The organism is Xanthomonas sp. D-109 (genome assembly GCF_017746095.1).
In the GTDB taxonomy this organism is placed as follows: Bacteria; Pseudomonadota; Gammaproteobacteria; order Xanthomonadales; family Xanthomonadaceae; genus Xanthomonas_A; species Xanthomonas_A sacchari.
Window position 1 is genome coordinate 156,620 of record NZ_JAGHWV010000014.1, and the last position, 19,646, is coordinate 176,265.

Annotated in this window: 19 protein-coding genes; 4 read left to right on the plus strand and 15 right to left on the minus strand. The window is 68.0% G+C overall.

What is annotated here, in order from left to right; all coding sequences use genetic code 11:
- Positions 1-4: 4 nt before the first annotated feature.
- A complete protein-coding gene (locus J7357_RS15055) occupies positions 5-1,342 on the plus strand; it encodes a sigma-54 dependent transcriptional regulator (RefSeq protein ID WP_209247669.1) in 1,338 nt (445 codons plus the stop codon).
- Positions 1,339-2,694, plus strand: coding sequence for a HAMP domain-containing sensor histidine kinase (locus tag J7357_RS15060; protein ID WP_010343792.1), 1,356 nt, complete (start codon positions 1,339-1,341; stop codon positions 2,692-2,694). Before J7357_RS15055 ends, J7357_RS15060 begins: the two co-directional genes overlap by 4 nt.
- A gap of 99 nt (positions 2,695-2,793) precedes the next feature.
- Here J7357_RS15060 and J7357_RS15065 read toward each other — a convergent pair whose 3' ends face one another.
- Together J7357_RS15065 and glmU are read right to left on the minus strand one after the other, a co-directional pair.
- Complete coding sequence (locus J7357_RS15065; protein WP_209247671.1) at positions 2,794-3,315, minus strand: GNAT family N-acetyltransferase; 522 nt, start codon at positions 3,313-3,315, stop codon at positions 2,794-2,796.
- A 3-nt stretch (positions 3,316-3,318) separates the two neighbouring features.
- Positions 3,319-4,686 (minus strand): bifunctional UDP-N-acetylglucosamine diphosphorylase/glucosamine-1-phosphate N-acetyltransferase GlmU, encoded by a 1,368-nt coding sequence (glmU, locus tag J7357_RS15070; RefSeq protein WP_209247673.1) that lies wholly within the window; start codon positions 4,684-4,686, stop codon positions 3,319-3,321.
- A gap of 140 nt (positions 4,687-4,826) precedes the next feature.
- On the opposite strand from glmU, the gene J7357_RS15075 reads away from it, so the two are divergent.
- Positions 4,827-5,210, plus strand: coding sequence for a GtrA family protein (locus J7357_RS15075; protein ID WP_209247675.1), 384 nt, complete (start codon positions 4,827-4,829; stop codon positions 5,208-5,210).
- 449 nt (positions 5,211-5,659) lie between these two features.
- Here the strand turns inward: J7357_RS15075 and J7357_RS15080 are convergent, their stop codons facing one another.
- From J7357_RS15080 to J7357_RS15125, 10 genes are all read right to left on the minus strand, one after another.
- Complete coding sequence (locus tag J7357_RS15080) at positions 5,660-6,238, minus strand: chorismate mutase (protein ID WP_209247676.1); 579 nt, start codon at positions 6,236-6,238, stop codon at positions 5,660-5,662.
- Between the two features lie 304 nt (positions 6,239-6,542).
- Positions 6,543-6,965 carry a F0F1 ATP synthase subunit epsilon gene (locus tag J7357_RS15085; RefSeq protein ID WP_017910296.1) on the minus strand — a complete coding sequence of 141 codons (423 nt, stop codon included), beginning with the start codon at positions 6,963-6,965 and terminating at the stop codon, positions 6,543-6,545.
- A gap of 174 nt (positions 6,966-7,139) precedes the next feature.
- A complete protein-coding gene (gene atpD / locus J7357_RS15090) occupies positions 7,140-8,567 on the minus strand; it encodes a F0F1 ATP synthase subunit beta (protein ID WP_209247678.1) in 1,428 nt (475 codons plus the stop codon).
- A 122-nt stretch (positions 8,568-8,689) separates the two neighbouring features.
- Entirely contained in the window at positions 8,690-9,553 is an 864-nt protein-coding gene (atpG, locus tag J7357_RS15095) for a F0F1 ATP synthase subunit gamma (protein WP_209247680.1), read from the minus strand.
- A gap of 123 nt (positions 9,554-9,676) precedes the next feature.
- Positions 9,677-11,224 (minus strand): F0F1 ATP synthase subunit alpha, encoded by a 1,548-nt coding sequence (gene atpA, locus J7357_RS15100; RefSeq protein WP_209247682.1) that lies wholly within the window; start codon positions 11,222-11,224, stop codon positions 9,677-9,679.
- Between the two features lie 147 nt (positions 11,225-11,371).
- Positions 11,372-11,899 carry a F0F1 ATP synthase subunit delta gene (locus J7357_RS15105; RefSeq protein ID WP_010340679.1) on the minus strand — a complete coding sequence of 176 codons (528 nt, stop codon included), beginning with the start codon at positions 11,897-11,899 and terminating at the stop codon, positions 11,372-11,374.
- A 1-nt stretch (position 11,900) separates the two neighbouring features.
- Complete coding sequence (locus tag J7357_RS15110) at positions 11,901-12,371, minus strand: F0F1 ATP synthase subunit B (protein ID WP_010340680.1); 471 nt, start codon at positions 12,369-12,371, stop codon at positions 11,901-11,903.
- Positions 12,372-12,485: 114 nt separating this feature from the next.
- On the minus strand, positions 12,486-12,785 hold the full coding sequence (atpE, locus tag J7357_RS15115) for a F0F1 ATP synthase subunit C (RefSeq protein WP_010340497.1): 300 nt from the start codon (positions 12,783-12,785) through the stop codon (positions 12,486-12,488).
- 77 nt (positions 12,786-12,862) lie between these two features.
- Positions 12,863-13,657: a F0F1 ATP synthase subunit A gene (atpB, locus tag J7357_RS15120; protein ID WP_209247684.1), complete on the minus strand. Its 795-nt coding sequence runs from the start codon at positions 13,655-13,657 to the stop codon at positions 12,863-12,865.
- Positions 13,658-13,683: 26 nt separating this feature from the next.
- Positions 13,684-14,049 (minus strand): ATP synthase subunit I, encoded by a 366-nt coding sequence (locus tag J7357_RS15125; RefSeq protein WP_026143249.1) that lies wholly within the window; start codon positions 14,047-14,049, stop codon positions 13,684-13,686.
- A gap of 447 nt (positions 14,050-14,496) precedes the next feature.
- Between J7357_RS15125 and J7357_RS15130 the strand changes: the two genes are divergently transcribed.
- Entirely contained in the window at positions 14,497-15,309 is an 813-nt protein-coding gene (locus J7357_RS15130) for a hypothetical protein (protein WP_209247686.1), read from the plus strand.
- A gap of 103 nt (positions 15,310-15,412) precedes the next feature.
- Here J7357_RS15130 and J7357_RS15135 read toward each other — a convergent pair whose 3' ends face one another.
- The 3 genes from J7357_RS15135 to aceF all read right to left on the minus strand — a co-directional run bounded on the left by J7357_RS15135 (position 15,413) and on the right by aceF (position 19,448).
- On the minus strand, positions 15,413-15,700 hold the full coding sequence (locus tag J7357_RS15135; protein WP_209247957.1) for a hypothetical protein: 288 nt from the start codon (positions 15,698-15,700) through the stop codon (positions 15,413-15,415).
- Between the two features lie 61 nt (positions 15,701-15,761).
- Positions 15,762-17,561 carry a dihydrolipoyl dehydrogenase gene (gene lpdA, locus J7357_RS15140; RefSeq protein WP_152236502.1) on the minus strand — a complete coding sequence of 600 codons (1,800 nt, stop codon included), beginning with the start codon at positions 17,559-17,561 and terminating at the stop codon, positions 15,762-15,764.
- A gap of 132 nt (positions 17,562-17,693) precedes the next feature.
- A complete protein-coding gene (gene aceF / locus J7357_RS15145; protein WP_209247688.1) occupies positions 17,694-19,448 on the minus strand; it encodes a dihydrolipoyllysine-residue acetyltransferase in 1,755 nt (584 codons plus the stop codon).
- Between the last annotated feature and the right edge of the window lie 198 nt (positions 19,449-19,646).

A 19,646-nucleotide genomic window follows, 5' to 3' on the forward strand; every position in this document is an offset into this window, starting at 1 on the left:
CACGATGCCCTGCCTGCTGATCATCGACGACAACCCCGCGGTCGCCACCGCGCTGGAAGTGCTGTTCTCCCTGCACGACATCGACACCGTCTACGCCGACAGTCCGCAGGCCGGCCTGCAGCGCCTGGGCGAAGGCGACATCGACCTGGTCCTGCAGGACATGAACTTCACCGCCGACACCACCTCCGGCGAGGAAGGCGTGGCCCTGTTCGAGGCGATCCGCACGCGCCATCCGGACCTGCCGGTGATCCTGCTGACCGCCTGGACCCAGCTCAGCAGCGCGGTGGAGCTGGTCAAGGCCGGCGCCGCCGACTACCTGGCCAAGCCCTGGGACGACCGCAAGCTGCTGACCACCGTCAACAACCTGCTGGAGCTGTCGGAGACGCGACGCGAACTGGAACGCCGCCGCGACGGCGAGCGCCGCCATCGCCAGCAGTTGGCGCAGCGCTACGAGCTGTGCGGTGCGGTGTTCGCCGACCCCGCCAGCGAGCGCGCCATCGCCCTGGCCTGCCAGGTCGCGCGTTCGGAACTGCCGGTGCTGATCACCGGCCCCAACGGCAGCGGCAAGGAGAAGATCGCGCAGATCATCCAGGCCAACTCTTCGGTGCGGCGCGGCCCGTTCGTGGCGCTGAACTGCGGCGCGATCCCGGCCGAACTGATCGAGGCCGAACTGTTCGGCGCCGAGGCCGGCGCCTACACCGGCGCCAACAAGGTGCGCGAAGGCAAGTTCGAGGCCGCCGACGGCGGCACCCTGTTCCTGGACGAGATCGGCAACCTGTCGCTGGCCGGGCAGATGAAGCTGCTGCGGGTGCTGGAGACCGGCCGGTTCGAGCGGCTGGGCTCCAACCGCGAGCGGCAGGTCAAGGTGCGGGTGATCAGCGCCACCAACGCCGACCTCATCGGCATGATCCGCGACGGCAGTTTCCGCGAGGACCTGTACTACCGGCTCAACGCGGTGGAACTGTCGCTGCCGGCACTGGCCGAGCGCCCCGGCGACATCGTGCCGCTGGCCGAGCACTTCCTGTCCGGCGACAAGCCGCTGTCGGCCGGCGCCTGCCAGGCGCTGCAGCGCCACGCCTGGCCCGGCAACGTGCGCGAACTGCGCAACGTGGTGCAGCGCGCCGAGCTGCTGGCCGGCGGCGCGCAGATCGAGGCCGCCGACCTCAACCTGCCCAAGCCCGCCGCGCCGCGCACGGCCACCGCCGCCGAACCCGATCGCGAGCGCATCGTGGCCGAGCTGAGCCGTGCGCACGGCGTCATCGCCCAGGCCGCCGCCGAACTGGGCATGAGCCGGCAGGCGCTGTACCGGCGCATGGACCGCTACGGCATCCCGCGCGAATGAAACTGCGCCGCTCCTTCACCGTCATGCTGTTCCTGCGCCTGCTGCCGGTGCTGGCGCTGGCCGCCGCCCTGCCGTGGCTGCTGGCCTACTGGATGGACCGCGGCTGGGAAGTGGTGACGGCCTCGGCGCTGGCCCTGCTGCTGCTGATGTGGTGGACCCTGCGCCGCGCCACCGCGCCGATGCGCTCGCTGTTCCGCGCCCTGGCCGGCACCGTCAGTAGCTACCGCGACGGCGAATACAACTTCGGCGTGCACTGGCGCGGCGACGACGAACTGGGCGAGATGGTCGCCGCGCACGCGCAACTGGGCGAGATCCTGCGCGAGCAGCGCCAGGGCCTGGCGCAGCGCGAACTGATGCTCGACACCATGGTGCAGAACACCCCGGTGGCGATGCTGCTCATCGCCAAGGGCGGCGACGGCCTGCGCCGCGTGGTGTTCTCCAACCTGGCCGCGCGCAAGCTGCTGCACAGCGGCTGGAAGCTGGAAGGCCAGCGCCTGGACGACCTGCTGCTGGGCGTGCCGGGGCCGTTGCGCGAGGCGATCTCGCGCGGCGGCGACAGCCTGTTCGCCATCGAGGGCGGCGACGAGGATCCGGACGAGGAGCAGATCTACCACCTGTCGCAGCGCCGCTTCCATCTCAACGGCCGCCCGCACGAACTGCTGCTGATCCGCCTGCTCACCGCCGAACTGCGCCGCCAGGAAGTGCACACCTGGAAGAAGGTGATCCGGGTCATCAGCCACGAACTCAACAACTCGCTGGCGCCGATCGCCTCGTTGGCGCACTCCGGCGCCGAACTGGTGCGGCGGCAGAAGGTGGAGCGGCTGGAAGAGGTGTTCGGCACCATCGAGGAGCGCGCGCGGCACCTGGAAGGCTTCATCCGCGGCTATGCGCGCTTCGCCAAGCTGCCGCAGCCGCAACTGCAGACGGTGCACTGGGCGCAGTTTCTGGCCGGGCTGCAGCAGCACATCCCGTTCGCGCTAGAACTGGAGTCGCCGGACCTGCACAGCCGGGTCGATCCGGCGCAACTGCAGCAGGCGTTGCTCAACCTGGTCAAGAACGCCCACGAATCCCTGCCGGAAGGGCAGACGCCGGTCGACGGCGTGCGCGTGCGCGTGTCCACCCGCCCGGACTGGCTGCGCCTGGAAGTGCTGGATCGCGGCAGCGGCATGAACGAGGCGGTGCTGCACAACGCGCTGATGCCGTTCTATTCGACCAAGCGCAACGGCACCGGCCTGGGCCTGGCCCTGACCCGCGAGATCGTCGAAGCCCACGGCGGCCGCCTGTCGCTGCACAACCGCGACGAAGGCGGACTGTGCGTGACGGTGCAGTTGCCGCAGGGCGAGCGCGGCTGATTTTTTGGGGCCGGGATTGGGGATTCGGGATTGGGGACCCGGCTCCCTGGGAATGCAGCGGTCGCGGCGAGCTGAGACGCGGCGAGCCGGCCGCGAGGCTCAGTGCGACGGCAGCGTGCAGCGCATCGCCATTCGCAGCTGCATCGGGAAGCCGAGCGCGGCTTCCTGTCGCCAGGTCGCGCGCAGTTGCGGCCCCCACTGCGCAGGCGGCAGTTCGGCGAAGCCTTCGCTGGCGTAGAACGGCGCATTCCACGGCACATCGCGCAGAGTGGTCAGCAGCATGCACGGGAAGCCGGCAGCCATTGCCGCCGCGTGCGCGTACCGCAGCAGCGCCCGGCCATGGCCGCGGCGTCCTGCGTCGGGGTCTACATCCATCTGTTGCACATGGAAGCCGTCGTCCAGCCGCCCGCCGAGCAGATAGCCCACGCACTGGCCGTCCTCGTCCAGCGCCACCCACAGCTGCTCGCGCGCCAGCCCAGCACGCAACGCTTCCGCGTCCAGCACGTGCGCTGCGAACACGGCCTGCTCTGCGTGGCCCTGCAACAGGGCGCCGGCACGCCGCTCGATCTCCTGCAGCCGCGCCAGCTCCTGCGCGCGCGCCAGACGAATGCGCCGGACCATGCCTCAGTCGCGCTTGCCCGGGCGTTTCCAGCCTTCGATGGTTTCCTGGCGCACCCGCGCCACGCTCAGCTTGCCGGCCGGCGCACTGCGGGTGATCACCGAGCCGGCGCCGATGGTGGCGCCGTCGCCGATCTCCAGCGGCGCCACCAGCGCGCTGTTGGAGCCGACGAACACGCCATCGCCGATCGACGTCTGCGACTTGTTCACCCCGTCGTAGTTGCAGGTGATGACGCCGGCGCCGATGTTGACCCCGCTGCCGATCGTGGCATCGCCCAGATAGGTCAGATGATTGGCCTTGCTGCCGACGCCGAGCACGGCCTTCTTGGTCTCGACGAAGTTGCCGATGTGCACGCCGTCGGCCAGCACCGTGCCAGGGCGCAACCGCGCGAACGGGCCGATCTGCACCGCGCCCTCGGTGACCACGCCTTCCAGATCGCAATGCGCACGCACCTCGGTGCCCGGCCCCAGCACCACGTCCTTCAGCCGCACGAACGGGCCGATGCTGACGCCGTCGCCCAGTTCCACCTCGCCTTCCAGGATCACGTTGGCGTCGATGCGCACGTCGTGGCCGGCGCGCACGCGGCCGCGCTGATCCACGCGGTTCGGGTCGATCAGTTGCACGCCCTGTTCGCACAGCGCACGCGCCGCACGCAGTTGCCAGGCGCGTTCCAGTTGCGCCAGCTGCCACGGATCGTTGGCGCCCTCGGCCTCGATCGGGTCGGCCACCAGCACCATCTCGGCCGGGGTGAACTCGGCGGCGGCGGCGGCGAACACGTCGGTCAGGTAGTACTCGCCCTGCGCGTTGTCGTTGCGCAGCTGCGCCAGCCAGCGCTTCAGCGCGGTGGACTCGGCGGTGACGATGCCGGTGTTGATGGTGCGGATGCGCCGTTGCTCGTCGTCGGCGTCCTTCTGCTCGACGATCGCTGCGACCTTGCCGGCCGCATCGCGAACGATGCGGCCGTAGCCGGTGGGATCCTCCGGTTCGGCGACCAGCACCGCGACGCGGCCGGGCGCGTGCAGCAGGCGGGTCAGGGTCTCGGCACGGATCAGCGGCACGTCGCCGTACAGCACCAGCACCGTGGCCGCGTCGGGCACGGCCGCCATCGCCTGCTGCACCGCGTGGCCGGTGCCGAGCTGCTGCGCCTGCTCGGCCCACAGCAGGTCCGGCTGGTCGGCGAACGCCGCCAGCACTGCCTCGCCGCCGTGGCCATGAACGATGTGGATCGCATCGGGCTGCAGGTGGCGCGCGGTCTCGATCACATGCGCCAGCATCGGCCGGCCGGCGATCGGCTGCAGCACCTTGGGCTTGACCGACTTCATCCGCTTGCCCGCGCCGGCGGCGAGGATCACGACGTGCAGGGGCAGGCTCATGGGGCGGTTCCGTTGCGAGTGGACGACGAATTCTAGAGGGTGCCGGCCGCGCCTGCCGTCACGGGCGCCGCACGCGCGGCGGGCTGTACATCGGCGCGGCAGGCGCTAGCATGCGCGATCGTCTTCTCCTGCGGATGTTCATGGGTCTCCTGCGCCAGGGCAGCCAGTTCCTGCTGATCGGCCTGCTGCAATTGCTGGTCGACTGGAGCGTGTTCGTCGCCGCCACCGCGGCCGGCATGCCCACCGTGCCGGGCAACGTGCTGGGCCGCGTCTGCGGCGCCCTGCTCGGGTTCTGGCTCAACGGCCGCATCACCTTCGCCAACGGCGACGACGCGCGGCTGGGCTGGCGGCGCTTCGGCCGCTTCATGGCCATGTGGTTGGTGCTCACCGCACTCAGCACCTGGCTGGTGGCGCTGTGCGCGCACGGGCTGGGTCTGCGCCTGGCCTGGCTGGCCAAGCCGCTGGTCGAAGGCATGCTGGCGGTGGTGTCGTTCTTCCTGGGCCGACAGTTGGTCTATCGCTAGCGCCGGCGCGCGTGGCGGCAATCGGGCATGACCGTTCTACGCGATCGGCGTCCATCGCGACGGCGGCTGAAGCGGCTCCCACACGGGTTCGGCAGATGCTGGGGGGCGTCTGTCATGCGGCGGCGGCGCACGAAGTGGCGTGCTTTTGATGGCGCAATGCGTCGGGACTGAAGTCCCTCCCACAGTGCATCCCGCGCGTTCGCCGCAAGTTCTTGTGGAGCGACTTCAGTCGCGACAAGCGAAGCCCGGGTCGTGATTGTATCGACGGCCGTCGGGACCGAAGCCTCTCCCACAAGGCCCAGCAGATGCCGGGAGCATCCCTGTGGGAGCGACTTCAGTCGCGACGAGCGAAGCCCGGACGACGAGCCCACATCAGGGGCGCTGATCGCCAAAGCAACTTTGTCTGCCTCCGACGCAGGCCATCCGTTGCCGGCCCCGCTAGCGACGACTCAGTGGCAGAAATCGCCCAGGCTGCGCACCAGCGCCGTGCGATGCAGTTGGTCGAGCTGCCAGCGCAGCGCATAGGCCTCGGCCGCGCGTGCGGTCGTGGCCGGGCAATCCGGAGCCTGGCGCACCGCGGCGCTGGCCTGCAACGCGTCCAGCATCTCGCCCTGCAACTGGTCCAGGCGCGCGCGCAGCGCGGTCAGGTCGGGGCGCGGGCTGTCGGGCGCGCGGCCGCGCAGATGCCAGCGCGACAGCAACTCGTATTGCACCAGCTTGTTGGATTCGATCTGCATGCCGAAGAAGCGCACGGCATCGTCGGCATCCACGCCATGGGCCGGCGCCTGCTCGCGCACGCTGGCCAGCACCGCGGCCTCGCGCGTGGCATCCAGCACCGGCTTGCCGCTGTCCCACTTGCTCAGCGCGACCTGGTCGCCGATCGCATTGCGCTCGACGATGCGATCCAGCAGCGGCTCCAGCGGGGTGGCGCTGCGCGCGGGCAAGGCGCAGCCCATCAACATGGCGCCGGCCAGCACGGCGGTCAGGGCGTGCGCACAGGGGCGAGGAACGGAAGCGGACAGGCTCATCTCGGTTCTCCGGTAACCGTCTGCGCGTGGGGGATGGAGCGCAGATCGGGCCGCCATCTTGCCGCAGTCCACCGACCGCACGATGACCGCACCCGCGTCTTGTCGCATGGCGACACCGCCGAGTCAGCGACCAGCAAGCCAGCGCCGTGCGCGACGTCGCATTCCGCGGTGGCAACGTCGCAGCGCGCCCGCGACCACCGCGCGCCGGTGCCGTCCACCCGCCGCCTTTCCCAGACACGAAAACGCCGGCAGAAGCCGGCGTCGTCATCGCGCATTCGGCCGCTGGGCCGCGTGGCGGGAACCCTCAGTGCTTGAGGTTCTTGCGCAGGCGCTCCAGCGCCTGCAACTGCGCGGTGACCTCGGCCAGCTTGGCCTGTGCCTCGGCCACGTCCATGCCTTCGCCGCGATTGGCGAGCAGGCGTTCGGCTTCTTCCTTGGCCTTGCGCACCGACGCCTCGTCGATGTCCTGCGCACGGATCGCGGTGTCGGCCAGGATCGTCACCACCTGCGGCTGCACCTCGAGGATGCCGCCGGAAATGGCGAAATCCAGCTGCTCGCCGCTCGCGGTGGTCACCACCACCTTGCCGGGCTTGAGCCGGGTGATCAACGGCGCGTGCTTGGGCGCGATGCCCAGCTCGCCCAGTTCGCCGGTCGCGACCACCAGGGTGGCGTCGCCGTGGTAGATCTCATGCTCGGCGCTGACGATGTCGCAACGGATGGTGCTCATGGTGCCTCACTGGGTGAGGCGGGAATCGGGAATCGGGAATCGGGAATGGGGAGAAGCAGATTGCCTTCTCTCAACCAGTACGCGATGCATCAGATTCCAGTTGTCCCGCCTTGACGATTCTCTATTCCCGATTCCCCATTCCCGGATGCCGGCCGCCTGCGGCCGGCGTCCAGATCAGGCCTTCTCGGCCATCTTCTTGGCCTTCTCGACCGCTTCCTCGATGCCGCCGACCATGTAGAAGGCCTGCTCCGGCAGGTGGTCGTATTCGCCGTCGACGATGGCCTTGAAGCCGCGGATGGTGTCCTTCAGCGACACGTACTTGCCCGGCGAGCCGGTGAACACTTCGGCCACGTGGAACGGCTGGCTGAAGAAGCGCTCGATCTTGCGCGCGCGCGACACGGCCTGCTTGTCGTCTTCGGACAATTCGTCCATGCCCAGGATCGCGATGATGTCCTTCAGTTCCTTGTACTTCTGCAAGGTGGACTGCACGCGGCGGGCGGTGTCGTAGTGCTCGTGGCCGATCACGTTCGGGTCCAGCTGGCGGCTGGTCGAGTCGAGCGGATCCACCGCCGGGTAGATACCCAGCGAGGCGATGTTGCGCGACAGCACGACGGTGGCGTCGAGGTGGGCGAAGGTGGTCGCCGGCGACGGGTCGGTCAGGTCGTCCGCGGGCACGTACACGGCCTGGATCGAGGTGATCGAGCCGGTCTTGGTCGAGGTGATGCGCTCCTGCAGCACGCCCATTTCCTCGGCCAGGGTCGGCTGGTAGCCCACCGCCGACGGCATGCGGCCCAGCAGCGCCGACACTTCGGTACCGGCCAGGGTGTAGCGGTAGATGTTGTCGACGAAGAACAGCACGTCTCGGCCCTTGCCGTTGGCGTCCTTCTCGTCGCGGAAGTACTCGGCCATGGTCAGGCCGGTCAGCGCCACGCGCAGACGGTTGCCCGGCGGCTCGTTCATCTGGCCGTACACCATCGCCACCTTGGACTTGCTCAGGTCGTCCTGGACGATGACGTTGGCGTCGCTCATCTCGTGATAGAAGTCGTTGCCCTCGCGGGTCCGCTCGCCCACGCCGGCGAACACCGACAGGCCCGAGTGCTCGGTCGCGATGTTGTTGATCAGCTCCAGCATGTTGACGGTCTTGCCGACGCCGGCGCCGCCGAACAGGCCGACCTTGCCGCCCTTGGCAAACGGGCACATCAGGTCGATGACCTTGATGCCGGTTTCCAGCAGTTCGGTGCTGGAGGACTGGTCGGCGTAGTCGGGCGCCTCGCGGTGGATTTCCCACTGCACGTCGGACTGGACCGGGCCGCGCTCGTCGATCGGCTCGCCGAGCACGTTCATGATGCGGCCCAGGGTGCCGATGCCGACCGGCACGGCGATCGCCTTGCCGGTGTTGGCGGCGACCAGGTGGCGCTTGAGGCCGTCGGTGGAGCCGAGCGCAATGGTGCGCACGACGCCGTCGCCTAGCTGCTGCTGCACTTCCAGCGTGATGGCGGTGCCTTCGACCTTCAGTGCGTCGTAAATCTTCGGCACATCGGCACGCGCGAATTCGACGTCGACGACCGCGCCGATGATCTGAACGATCTTGCCCTGACTCATTTGGATAGCTCCACTAATGTCTATGCGAATCTGGTGTCGGGAATGGGGAACGGGGAATCGGGAATGGGAAGATCGAGCGCTGCTGCTTCGACCATTCCCGTTTCTCCATTCCCCATTCCCGGCTACACAGCGGCTGCGCCGCCGACGATTTCGGAAATTTCCTGGGTGATCGCGGCCTGACGCGCCTTGTTGTAGACCAACTGCAAGGTGCTGATCAGCTTGCTGGCGTTGTCGCTGGCCGCCTTCATCGCGACCATGCGCGCCGCATGCTCGGACGCCACGTTCTCCAGCACCGCCTGGTACACCAGCGACTCGATGTAGCGCGTCATCACGTGCTCGAGCACGCTCGCGGCATCGGGTTCGTACAGGTAGTCCCAGTCGTGGTGCGCGACCTGGCTCTCGGCCGCCGGCAGCGGCAGCAACTGGTCGAAGCTGGCCTTCTGCGTCATCGTGTTGACGAAGCGGTTGTAGACCAGATACACGCGGTCCAGCTTGCCTTCGGTGAACGCGTCCAGCATCACCTTGATCACGCCGATCAACTGCTCCAGCTGCGGCAGGTCGCCGAGGTGGCTGACGCTGCCGACCATGTCCACCTTGATCCGGCGGAAGAACACCGAGGCCTTCTGGCCGATGGTGACCACGTCCACGCCCGCGCCCTGGTCCTGCCACTGGCGCACTTCGCCCAGCATCTTGCGGAACAGGTTGTTGTTCAGGCCGCCGGCCAGGCCGCGATCGGAGGAGATCACGATGTAGCCGACGCGCTTGACGTTCTCGCGCTCGGCCAGGAACGGATGCGTGTAGTCGGTGCTGGCCTGCGCCAGATGCCCGATCACCTGCTTCATCGCCTGCGCGTACGGACGCGAGGTCTTCATCCGATCCTGCGCCTTGCGGATCTTGGAGGCCGAGACCATCTCGAGCGCGCGCGTCACCTTGCGGGTGTTCTGCACGCTCTTGATCTTGGATTTGATTTCGCGTCCGCCTGCCATGCTCTCGCTCGCTTTGCTCGCTTCGTGGGAATGGGGAATGGAGAATCGGGAATGGGCAAGCCCGGATCCCGCTCCTACGATTCCCTATTCTCTATTCCCGATTCCCGATTCCCGGCAACTGATTTACCAGCTGCCCGTGGTCTTGAACTCGCCGATGCCCTTCTTGAACGCGGCTTCGATGTCGCCGTTCCAGTCGCCGGTGTCGTTGACCTTGGCCACCAGGTCGCCCTGGGTGTTGGCGAAGTGGGCGTGCAGGCCCTCTTCGAACGCCAGCAGCTTGTTGACCGGCACGTCGTCGAGGTAGCCCTCGTTGACCGCGTAGATCGACAGCGCCTGGTTGGCGATGGACATCGGCAGGTACTGCTTCTGCTTCATCAGCTCGGTCACGCGCTGGCCGCGCTCGAGCTGCTTGCGGGTGGATTCGTCCAGGTCCGAGGCGAACTGCGCGAACGCCGCCAGCTCACGGTACTGTGCCAGCGAGATGCGGATGCCGCCGGAGAGCTTCTTGATGATCTTGGTCTGCGCGGCGCCGCCGACGCGCGAGACCGAGATGCCGGCGTTCACCGCCGGGCGGATGCCGGCGTTGAACAGGTCGGTTTCCAGGAAGATCTGGCCGTCGGTGATCGAGATGACGTTGGTCGGCACGAACGCGGACACGTCGCCGGCCTGGGTCTCGATGATCGGCAGCGCGGTCAGCGAACCGGTCTTGCCGGTGACCTTGCCCTCGGTGAACTTCTCCACGTATTCCTCGGACACGCGCGCGGCGCGCTCCAGCAGGCGGCTGTGCAGGTAGAACACGTCGCCCGGGTAGGCTTCGCGGCCCGGCGGACGCTTCAGCAACAGCGAGATCTGGCGGTAGGCCACGGCCTGCTTGGACAGGTCGTCGTACACGATCAGCGCGTCTTCGCCGCGGTCCATGAAGTACTCGCCCATCGTGCAGCCGGCGTAGGCGCTGATGTACTGCATCGCCGCCGATTCGGAAGCGGTCGCGGCGACCACGATGGTGTGCGCCAGTGCGCCGTTCTCTTCCAGCTTGCGCACGATGTTGGCGACGGTCGAGGCCTTCTGCCCGATCGCCACGTACACGCACTTGATGCCGGTGCTCTTCTGGTTGATCACCGCGTCGATGGCCATGGCGGTCTTGCCGGTCTGGCGGTCGCCGATGATCAGTTCGCGCTGGCCGCGACCGATCGGGATCATCGCGTCGACCGACTTGTAGCCGGTCTGCACCGGCTGGTCGACCGACTTGCGCCACAGCACGCCCGGCGCCACGCGCTCCACCGGCGCGGTCTGGCTGGTGCCCAGCGGGCCCTTGCCGTCGATCGGCTCGCCCAGCGCGTTGACCACGCGGCCCAGCAGTTCCTTGCCCACCGGCACTTCCAGGATGCGGCCGGTGGTCTTGGCCACGTCGCCTTCGCGCAGGTTCTCGTAGTCGCCGAGCACCACGGCGCCGACCGAGTCGCGCTCCAGGTTCAGCGCCAGGGCGTAGGTGTCGTTCGGCAGTTCGATCATTTCGCCCTGCATCACGTCGGCCAGGCCGAAGATGCGCACGATGCCGTCGGACACGCTGGTGACCGTACCTTCGTTGCGCGACTCCGCGGCCAGCTTGACCTGCTCGATGCGGTTCTTGATCAGTTCGCTGATTTCGGAGGGGTTGAGCGTGGTTGCCATCTTGGTTTCCTTCGGATCGTCCATCGCGCAAGGGCGCATGGCGACGTGTGGTTAGCTTCTTTGAGAATCGGGAATGGGGAATCGGGAATCGCGGGTGGCGTCGCCGCCGGGCCGGGTTCTCTCCTCTCTATTCGCCATTCCCGTTTCTTAGTGGGCCAGTGCGGATTGCAGACGCGACAGCTTGCCTTTCAACGAACCGTCGATGACCACGTCGCCGGCGTCGATCACCGCGCCGCCGATCAGCGAAGCGTCCACCGCCGTGGTGATCTCGACCTCGCGGCCGAAGCGCTGCTTCAGCGCCACCTTCAGCGAGGCCACCTCGGCATCGCTCAGCGCCGTCGCGGAGGTCACGTTGGCCTGCACCACGCGCTCGGCCTCGGCGCGCAGCTGGTCGTACAGCCCGGCGATCTCCGGCAGCAGCGGCAGCCGCTGGCCTTCGGCCAGCAGGCTCAGGAAGCGCTGGTACTGCTCGTCGGCCGCGTCCGGCGCCAGCAGCGACACCGCCTGCTCCCGCTGCAGCAGCGGGTTGTGCAGCAGCGCGGCCACGCGCGGGTCGGCCGCGACCTGGGCGGAGAACGCCAGCGCCTGCGACCAGGGCGCGAGCTTGCCGGCGTCGCTGGCCGCGGCGAACGCGGCGCGAGCGTAGGGACGCGCCAGTGTGAGGGCCTGGCTCATCTCAGATCTCCGCCGCCAGCTCGTCGAGCAGCGCCTTGTGGGCGTTGGCGTCGATTTCGCGCTTGAGCAGCTTCTCGGCGCCGCTCACCGCCAGCAGCGACACCTGGCGACGCAGGTCCTCGCGCGCGCGGTTGGCCGCGGCGTCGATCTCGGCCTGGGCCAGCTCCTTCTGCCGGGTGGCTTCGACGATCGCCTCGTGCTTGGCCGCCTCGACGATCTGGTTGGCGCGCGCATGCGCCTGGTCGATGATCTCGTTGGCCTTGATGCGGGCGTCCTTCAACGCTTCGTTGACCTTTTCCTGCGCCTGCGCCAGATCCTTCTGACTGCGATCGGCGGCGGCCAGGCCTTCGGCGATCTTCTGTTGGCGCTCTTCGATGGCCTGCATCAGCGGCGGCCAGATCTTGGTCGCGACGATCCAGATCAGACCGGCGAACGCCAGCGCCTGGGCAAAGAGGGTGAGACCGATATTCATGGGGTACGCTCAGCCAATGGTGACGGGGTGGACGCGCCGCCAGCACGGCGACGCGTCCGAACCTTCATCCGTAGCGGCGGCCGCCGGTGGCGACCGCACGCCGGTACGACGGGATCAACCGCCCTGCGGCAGACGCGCGACGAACTCGCCGATCATCGGGTTGGCGAACGCGAACAGCAGGCCGACCGCGACGCTGATGATGAACGCGGCGTCGATCAGGCCGGCGGTGATGAACATGCGGACCTGCAGCACCGGGATCAGTTCCGGCTGGCGCGCGGCCGATTCCAGGAACTTGCCGGCCATGATGGCCAGACCGAGGCCGGCGCCCAGCGCGGCCAGGCCGATCATGATGCCGACGGCGAGGACGGTGGAGCTCTGGACTTGGGCGAGGTTGGTCAGGACGGCGAAGTACATGGTTTTCTCCAGGAACAAAGTTGCTTGAGGATGGTGAATCGAACGAAGGGTTGCTTAGAACGCGTGAAACAGAAACGTCAGTGGCTGTCTTCCGCCAGGCTCAGGTACACGATGGACAGCATCATGAAAATGAACGCCTGCAGCGGAATCACCAGCAGGTGGAACAGCATCCAGCCGAAGCCGAACGCGCCGCCGGCCAGCGCACCGAGGATGCCGGCACCGCCCAGCACCCAGATCAGCAGGAACACGATCTCGCCGCCGAACATGTTGCCGAACAGTCGCATCGCCAGCGACACCGGCTTGCTCAGCCATTCGACGATATTGAGGATCAGGTTGAACGGCAGCATCCACTTGCCGAACGGCGCGGTGAGGAATTCCTTGGTCATGCCGCCCACGCCCTTGGAGCGCAGCGAGAAGAACAGCATCAGGAAGAACACGCTGATCGACATGCCCAGGGTGGCATTGACGTCGGCGGTCGGCACCGGCTTCCAGAAGTGCACGCCGGCCCAGCTCAACGGGATCGCGAGGAAGTCCGCCGGGATCATCTTGATGAGGTTCATCATCAGGATCCAGAAGAACAGGGTGATCGCGATCGGGGTCACCAGCTTGCTGGTGCCGTGGTAGGTGTCCTTGGCCTGGCGGTCGACGAACTCCAGCAGGATCTCCACGAACGCCTGCCACTTGCCGGGCACGCCCGCGGTGGCCTTGCGCGTGGCCAGCCAGAAGCCGAACACCATCAGCAGGCCCATCAGCAGCGACATCACCAGGGTGTCGACGTGCAACTGCCAGAACCCGCCTTCCTGCACCTGGAAAGTGAGGTTCTTGAGGTGGTGCTGGATGTAGGAGGTAGGGGTTAGTGCCTCGCCCGCCATGAGTCCTGAGCCTTTTCTTGATTCGATCAACGCCTGGCCAGAGCCAGAACCTGGAACATCAGCCCGACGGCGATACCCGCCAACAGGGCCAGAGGAGGCAACCGCCACCAGGCAAAGCCCAGCGCCAGCACCGCGAACACCAACACCCACTTCAGCACCATGGCCACGATCAACCGCGCCAGCGCCGAGCCTGCCGCCTGCACGCCGCCATTGAGCGCGGTGCGTGCGGCCAGCCATCCCCCTGCCACGGTCGCCAGCCCGGTTGCGGCGGCGCCCATCGCGTATTTCGGTCCCAGCAGCAGGAACAGCAGTGACACCACGGCCACCGCCACCAGCGGGTAAATCGCTGCGCGCAGCATCAGCCGCCGACCCGCATCAACGGAGTTCAGCACAGAAAATCCTGCAATTGGTGGTGGATTGAGGACGTCTTCGCGTCCGTCGAGCCGCGGAATTATAGCAATGGGACAATTTGCGAGACAACCGCCAGGAGTCCTGACAGCGTCCGGGTCCCCGTCCACCCGTAGACGATAGCACGGTGGCCGCCCGCCACCGGCACCGAATGCGGCGTTGCAGCACGTCTTTGCGGGGGAACTTTCTGTCCGCCCCGCTGTCCGATTGGACAGGGACTGCGCCCATCCTCGTCGGCCCACAGCGCAGCCCCACCGAGCCCCGGTCCTTCCGGGGCTTTTTTCGTGGCGCGTTTTGGGACAGCCGTGGCGGCCCGGGCCACCATACTTTCACGAATGGTGGACGCAAATTTAAGGATAGTGACGGCACGCGCTGGCACTGCCATCGACGCCTCATCCGAAAAAATCCCAAGACGACGGAGTTTGTCCCCCATGAAACACCTGCTTGCCCTGGCGCTGCCCTGCGCGCTCGCCGCCGCTTACGCCCTGCCCGCCCACGCCGAAGACGGCGACGACCGCTTCACCCTGCGTGTCGGCGCGATGAACGTGGACAACGACAACACCCTGCGCGGCAATGCCGTGATCAACGGCAACGCCATTTCCGGCGCGCAGGACTTCAATTTCGGCGGCAAGGAATGGGAGCCGCGCGTGGACGGCGTGTTCCGCCTCAGCACCCGCCAGCGCCTGATCTTCGACTACTTCAAGTACGACAAGGACCGCCGCGAAGAGCTGAGCGAAGACGCGAGCTTCGGCGGCGTGACCGTGCCGACCGGCAGCTTCGTCAAGGGCGAGCTGAAGTACCAGGTGGCCAGCCTGGTGTACGACTACTCGGTGATCGACAACCCGCAGTTCAGCATGGGCCTGCAGATCGGTGCCGAGTGGGCCAAGGTGCAGGCCAACGCCTACGCCGACCTGGGTCCGGTGTATGCCGGCACCTTCCTCGACGAGAGCGAGGACGGCGCCGCGCCGGTGGTCGGCCTGCGCTTCACCGCGCATCCGAGCGAGCACTGGCTGTTCAACATCCAGGGCCAGTACCTCAACACCAAGTGGGGCAACTTCGACAAGTACGACGGCGACCTGAGCCGCGCCAACGCCATCGTCGAGTACCGCTTCACCCGCAACTTCGGCATCTTCGCCGGCTACGACTGGTTCAAGCTGGACGTGGACCGCAAGCGCGACAACGCCAGCATCGGCCTGAAGCAGGAGTTCAAGGGCCCGGTCGCGGGCGTGACCTTCGCGTTCTGATCGACGCCCACGCGCGCCGCAAGCGCGCGTTGCAAACGAAAGGCCCGCCATGTGCGGGCCTTTCGCGTTCCTGCAGGCATGCAACGCCGCCGACGCGGCGGATTCAGGGCGGCTTGGTCGCCCCGGCCACCAGCAGGTGCCGGTGCGTGGTGCAGTAGCACTCGTCGTGCCAGCCATAGTGCGGGTCGGTGCAGATCGCGTGTTGCACCGTCGCCGGCAGCGAGGCCACGTCGCTGCGCAGATCGCGCTTCAGCGAGACGAACACCGAGCCGGGATGCGGCCAGTCGGTCCGCCGCGACGGCTCGGCGATGCGGTTGCCGCCGGCCAGTTCGCGCTGCAGCAGCGCCTGCAGTTCGGGACACAGGGTGTCCTGCCCCACGTCGACCTCCATGCGTCGGTTCACCCCGGCCGCGACCGCACCGCACGTGGCGGTACGGTCGCATGCAAGGACGTCACTTCTTCTTCGGGATGTACAGGTCGGTGATGGTGCCGTCGTAGACCTCGGCGCTCATGCCGACCGACTCGCTCAGGGTCGGATGCGCATGGATGGTGTGGCCGATGTCCTCGGCCTCGGCCCCCATCTCGATCGCCAGGCCGATCTCGGCCAGCAGGTCGCCGGCGTGCACGCCGACGATCGCGCCGCCGATGATGCGGTGCGTCTCCTCGTCGAAGATCAGCTTGGTGAAGCCCTCGGTGCGACCGATGCCGATGGCGCGGCCGCTGGCCGCCCACGGGAACTTGGCCACGCCGACCTTCAGCCCCTTGGCCTTGGCCTCGGTCTCGGTGACGCCGACCCAGGCGATTTCCGGGTTGGTGTAGGCCACCGACGGGATCACCCGCGCCACCCACTCCTTCTTCTCGCCGGCAGCCACTTCCGCGGCCAGCTTGCCCTCGTGGGTGGCCTTGTGCGCCAGCATCGGGTTACCGACGATGTCGCCGATGGCGAAAATGTGCGGCACGTTGGTGCGCATCTGCCGGTCGACCGGAATGAAGCCACGCTCGGTGACGTTGATGCCGGCCTTGTCGGCGCCGATCTTCTTGCCGTTGGGCGCCCGTCCCACCGCGACCAGCACGCGGTCGTAGGTGGTGGCGGCCAGCGCCGGGGTCTCGCCCGCAGTGGCGGCCTCGAAGGTCACGGTGATGCCCTTCTTGTCGGCCTTGACCTCGGCCGCCTTGGTCTTGAGGTGGACCTCCACGCCCTGCTTCTTCAAGCGATCGGCCAGCGGCTTGACCAGGTCCTTGTCGGCGCCCGGCATCAGCTGGTCCATGAACTCGACCACGGTGACCTTGCTGCCCAGCGCGCTGTACACGGTGGCCATTTCCAGGCCGATGATGCCGCCGCCGACCACCAGCAGGGTCTTGGGGATCTCCTGCAGTTCCAGCGCGTCGGTGGAATCCATCACCCGCTTGTCGTCCCACGGGAAGTTCGGCAGCTTCACCGCCTGCGAGCCGGCGGCGACGATGCAGTGCTCGAAGCGCAGCAGTTGGGTCTTGCCGTCGGCGCCGACGATCTCCAGTTCGTTCGGCGACACGAACGACGCCACGCCGGTGACGGTGCGCACCTTGCGCTGCTTGGCCATGCTGGCCAGGCCGCCGGTGAGCTTGCCGACCACCTTTTCCTTGTACTCGCGCAGCTTGTCCAGGGTGATCTTGGGCTTGCCGAAGTCCACGCCGAAGTCGCCGGCATGGGCGACCTCGTCGATCACCGCGGCCGCGTGCAGCAACGCCTTGGACGGGATACAGCCGACGTTGAGGCAGACGCCGCCGAGGCTGGCGTAGCGCTCGATCAGCACCGTGTCCAGGCCCAGGTCGGCGGCACGGAACGCGGCGGTGTAGCCGCCGGGGCCGGCGCCGAGCACCACCATCTTGCATTCGATGTCGGCGGGCTTGCCGCTGGCCAGGGCCGGCTTCGGTGCCGGCGGCTCGGCCGGGGCGCGGTGCGACGGCGCCACCGGCGGCTTGCTGGCCGGCACCTCGGCCGGGGCCGCGGCGGGCGCGCCGGCAGCGGCGCCATCGGCGGTCTCCAGCAGCGCGATCACCGCGCCTTCGGACAGGGTGTCGCCGAGCTTGACCTTGAGCTCCTTGATCACGCCGGCGGCCGCTGACGGCACTTCCAGCGTGGCCTTGTCCGACTCCAGCGTCACCAGGCCCTGGTCCTTCTTCACCGTGTCGCCGACGGCGACCAGCACCTCGATGACCGGAACGTCGCTGTAGTCGCCGATATCCGGGACCTTGACCTCAATGACCGCCATGCAGCTTCTCCTGTGGCCCTTCGCCTCAGCGAGGGGCGTTTGCAGTTCGTCGGCGCGACCGCGCAAACAGCCGGCGCGCGCAGGTGGGGGGAAACCGGCGCCGCGACAGCGGCGGCGCCGTGACGACAGGGCTTACAGCAGCACGCGGCGCATGTCCGCCAGCACCTGGCTCAGGTAGGTGGTGAAGCGCGCGGCGGCGGCGCCGTCGATGACCCGGTGGTCGTAGCTCAGCGACAGCGGCAGCATCAGCTTGGGCGCGAATTCCTTGCCGTTCCAGACCGGCTGGATCGACGACTTGGACACGCCCAGGATCGCCACTTCCGGCGCATTGACGATCGGGGTGAAGGCGGTGCCGCCGATGCCGCCGAGCGAGCTGATCGAGAAGCAGCCGCCGCTCATGTCGGCCGGGCCGAGCTTGCCATCGCGCGCCTTCTTGGCCAGCTCGCCGCTCTCGCGCGCCAGCTCGACCACGCCCTTCTTGTCCACGTCGCGGATCACCGGCACCACCAGCCCGTTCGGGGTGTCGGCGGCGAACCCGATGTGGAAGTACTTCTTCAGGGTCAGGTTCTCGCCGCTGGCATCGAGCGAGGCGTTGAACTCGGGGAACTGCTTCAGCGCCGCGGCGCTGGCCTTGAGCAGGAAGGCGAGCATGGTGAGCTTGATGCCGGCCTTCTCGTTTTCCTTGTTCAGCGCCACGCGCAGCGCTTCCAGGTCGGTGATGTCGGCCTGCTCGAACTGGGTGACGTGCGGGATCATCGCCCAGTTGCGCGCCAGGTTGGCGCCGGAGATCTTCTTGATCCGAGACAGCGGCTTGACCTCAACCTCGCCGAACTTGGCGAAATCCACCTTCGGCCACGGCAGCAGGTTCAGGCCATTGCCGCCTGCGGCAGGCGCGGCACCGGCGGCGGCCGGCGCGGCGCCGGACAGCGCGGCCTTGACGTAGCGCTGCACGTCGTCCTTGGTGATGCGGCCGCCCTGCTCCGAGCCGCTGACCTGGAACAGGTCCACGCCGAGCTCACGGGCGAACACGCGCACCGCCGGGCTGGCGTAGGGCACCTTCTGCGGCAGCACGCTGTCGGCGTCGAACGCCACCGGCGGGCTGCTCTGGGTGGCGGACGGCGCGGCGGCCTTGGCCGGCGCCGTCGCCTGGACCTGGGCGATCTCGCGCTGGGCCAGCTTGTCCGGCGCGGACGAGGTCGGCACCGGCTCCACGCCGCCGCCGGTCTCGGCGCTGGGCTGGACCGCGGATGCGGCCGGCGCGTCGGCATCGCTGCCGGCCACCTCGATCAGCGCCACCACCTTGCCCTCGGACAGGCTGTCGCCGACCTTGACCTTGAGTTCCTTGACCACGCCGGCCACCGACGAGGGCACTTCCATCGTCGCCTTGTCCGACTCCAGGGTGACCAGGCCCTGGTCCTTCTTGACCGTGTCGCCGACCGCGACCAGCACCTCGATCACCGGCACGTCACTGTAGTCGCCGATGTCCGGCACCCGCGCCTCGACCACGCCGGCGGGCGCGGCCGCGGCCGGGGCCGGCTTGATCGCGTTCTGTGCGGGTGCGGCGGCCGGGGCGGCGGCCTGCTGGGCCGGCGCGGGCGTGGCCTTGGCGGCCGCAGGCGCGGCGGCTGCGGCACTGGCGCCACCCTCGGCCACTTCGATCAGCGCCACTACCTTGCCCTCGGACAGGCTGTCGCCGACCTTGACCTTGATCTCCTTGACCACGCCGGCGAACGGCGACGGCACTTCCATCGTCGCCTTGTCCGACTCCAGCGTGACCAGGCTCTGGTCCTTCTTCACCGTGTCGCCGACGGCCACCAGCACTTCGATTACCGGGACGTCGCTGTAGTCACCGATATCGGGGACAAGTGCTTCCTTGATTTCGGCCATGCGGGGAACTCCGGCAACTGATGAGGGGGAAACCCCTATTGTGGCGGCCCGCAGCCGCAGCGCCAACCTTTGCCGGGCAAAAAAGCCTGATCGCCTGCGCGCGCGGGCGCTGCCAGCGGACAGTACGCCGGCGCATGTTGCGCACCCGCGGCGCCCGCCGCCGGTGCGCCGCCTTCACGGCGCCGCGGCTAGGCTCGC

What these genes read in the sequence shown, in the direction of transcription:
- J7357_RS15055 (WP_209247669.1), top strand. Translation starts at nt 5, where the DNA reads ATGCCCTGCCTGCTGATCATCGACGACAACCCCGCGGTCGCCACCGCG.
- J7357_RS15060 (WP_010343792.1), top strand. Translation starts at nt 1,339, where the DNA reads ATGAAACTGCGCCGCTCCTTCACCGTCATGCTGTTCCTGCGCCTGCTG.
- J7357_RS15065 (WP_209247671.1), bottom strand. Translation starts at nt 3,315, where the DNA reads ATGGTCCGGCGCATTCGTCTGGCGCGCGCGCAGGAGCTGGCGCGGCTG.
- glmU (WP_209247673.1), bottom strand. Translation starts at nt 4,686, where the DNA reads ATGAGCCTGCCCCTGCACGTCGTGATCCTCGCCGCCGGCGCGGGCAAG.
- J7357_RS15075 (WP_209247675.1), top strand. Translation starts at nt 4,827, where the DNA reads ATGGGTCTCCTGCGCCAGGGCAGCCAGTTCCTGCTGATCGGCCTGCTG.
- J7357_RS15080 (WP_209247676.1), bottom strand. Translation starts at nt 6,238, where the DNA reads ATGAGCCTGTCCGCTTCCGTTCCTCGCCCCTGTGCGCACGCCCTGACC.
- J7357_RS15085 (WP_017910296.1), bottom strand. Translation starts at nt 6,965, where the DNA reads ATGAGCACCATCCGTTGCGACATCGTCAGCGCCGAGCATGAGATCTAC.
- atpD (WP_209247678.1), bottom strand. Translation starts at nt 8,567, where the DNA reads ATGAGTCAGGGCAAGATCGTTCAGATCATCGGCGCGGTCGTCGACGTC.
- atpG (WP_209247680.1), bottom strand. Translation starts at nt 9,553, where the DNA reads ATGGCAGGCGGACGCGAAATCAAATCCAAGATCAAGAGCGTGCAGAAC.
- atpA (WP_209247682.1), bottom strand. Translation starts at nt 11,224, where the DNA reads ATGGCAACCACGCTCAACCCCTCCGAAATCAGCGAACTGATCAAGAAC.
- J7357_RS15105 (WP_010340679.1), bottom strand. Translation starts at nt 11,899, where the DNA reads ATGAGCCAGGCCCTCACACTGGCGCGTCCCTACGCTCGCGCCGCGTTC.
- J7357_RS15110 (WP_010340680.1), bottom strand. Translation starts at nt 12,371, where the DNA reads ATGAATATCGGTCTCACCCTCTTTGCCCAGGCGCTGGCGTTCGCCGGT.
- atpE (WP_010340497.1), bottom strand. Translation starts at nt 12,785, where the DNA reads ATGTACTTCGCCGTCCTGACCAACCTCGCCCAAGTCCAGAGCTCCACC.
- atpB (WP_209247684.1), bottom strand. Translation starts at nt 13,657, where the DNA reads ATGGCGGGCGAGGCACTAACCCCTACCTCCTACATCCAGCACCACCTC.
- J7357_RS15130 (WP_209247686.1), top strand. Translation starts at nt 14,497, where the DNA reads ATGAAACACCTGCTTGCCCTGGCGCTGCCCTGCGCGCTCGCCGCCGCT.
- J7357_RS15135 (WP_209247957.1), bottom strand. Translation starts at nt 15,700, where the DNA reads ATGGAGGTCGACGTGGGGCAGGACACCCTGTGTCCCGAACTGCAGGCG.
- lpdA (WP_152236502.1), bottom strand. Translation starts at nt 17,561, where the DNA reads ATGGCGGTCATTGAGGTCAAGGTCCCGGATATCGGCGACTACAGCGAC.
- aceF (WP_209247688.1), bottom strand. Translation starts at nt 19,448, where the DNA reads ATGGCCGAAATCAAGGAAGCACTTGTCCCCGATATCGGTGACTACAGC.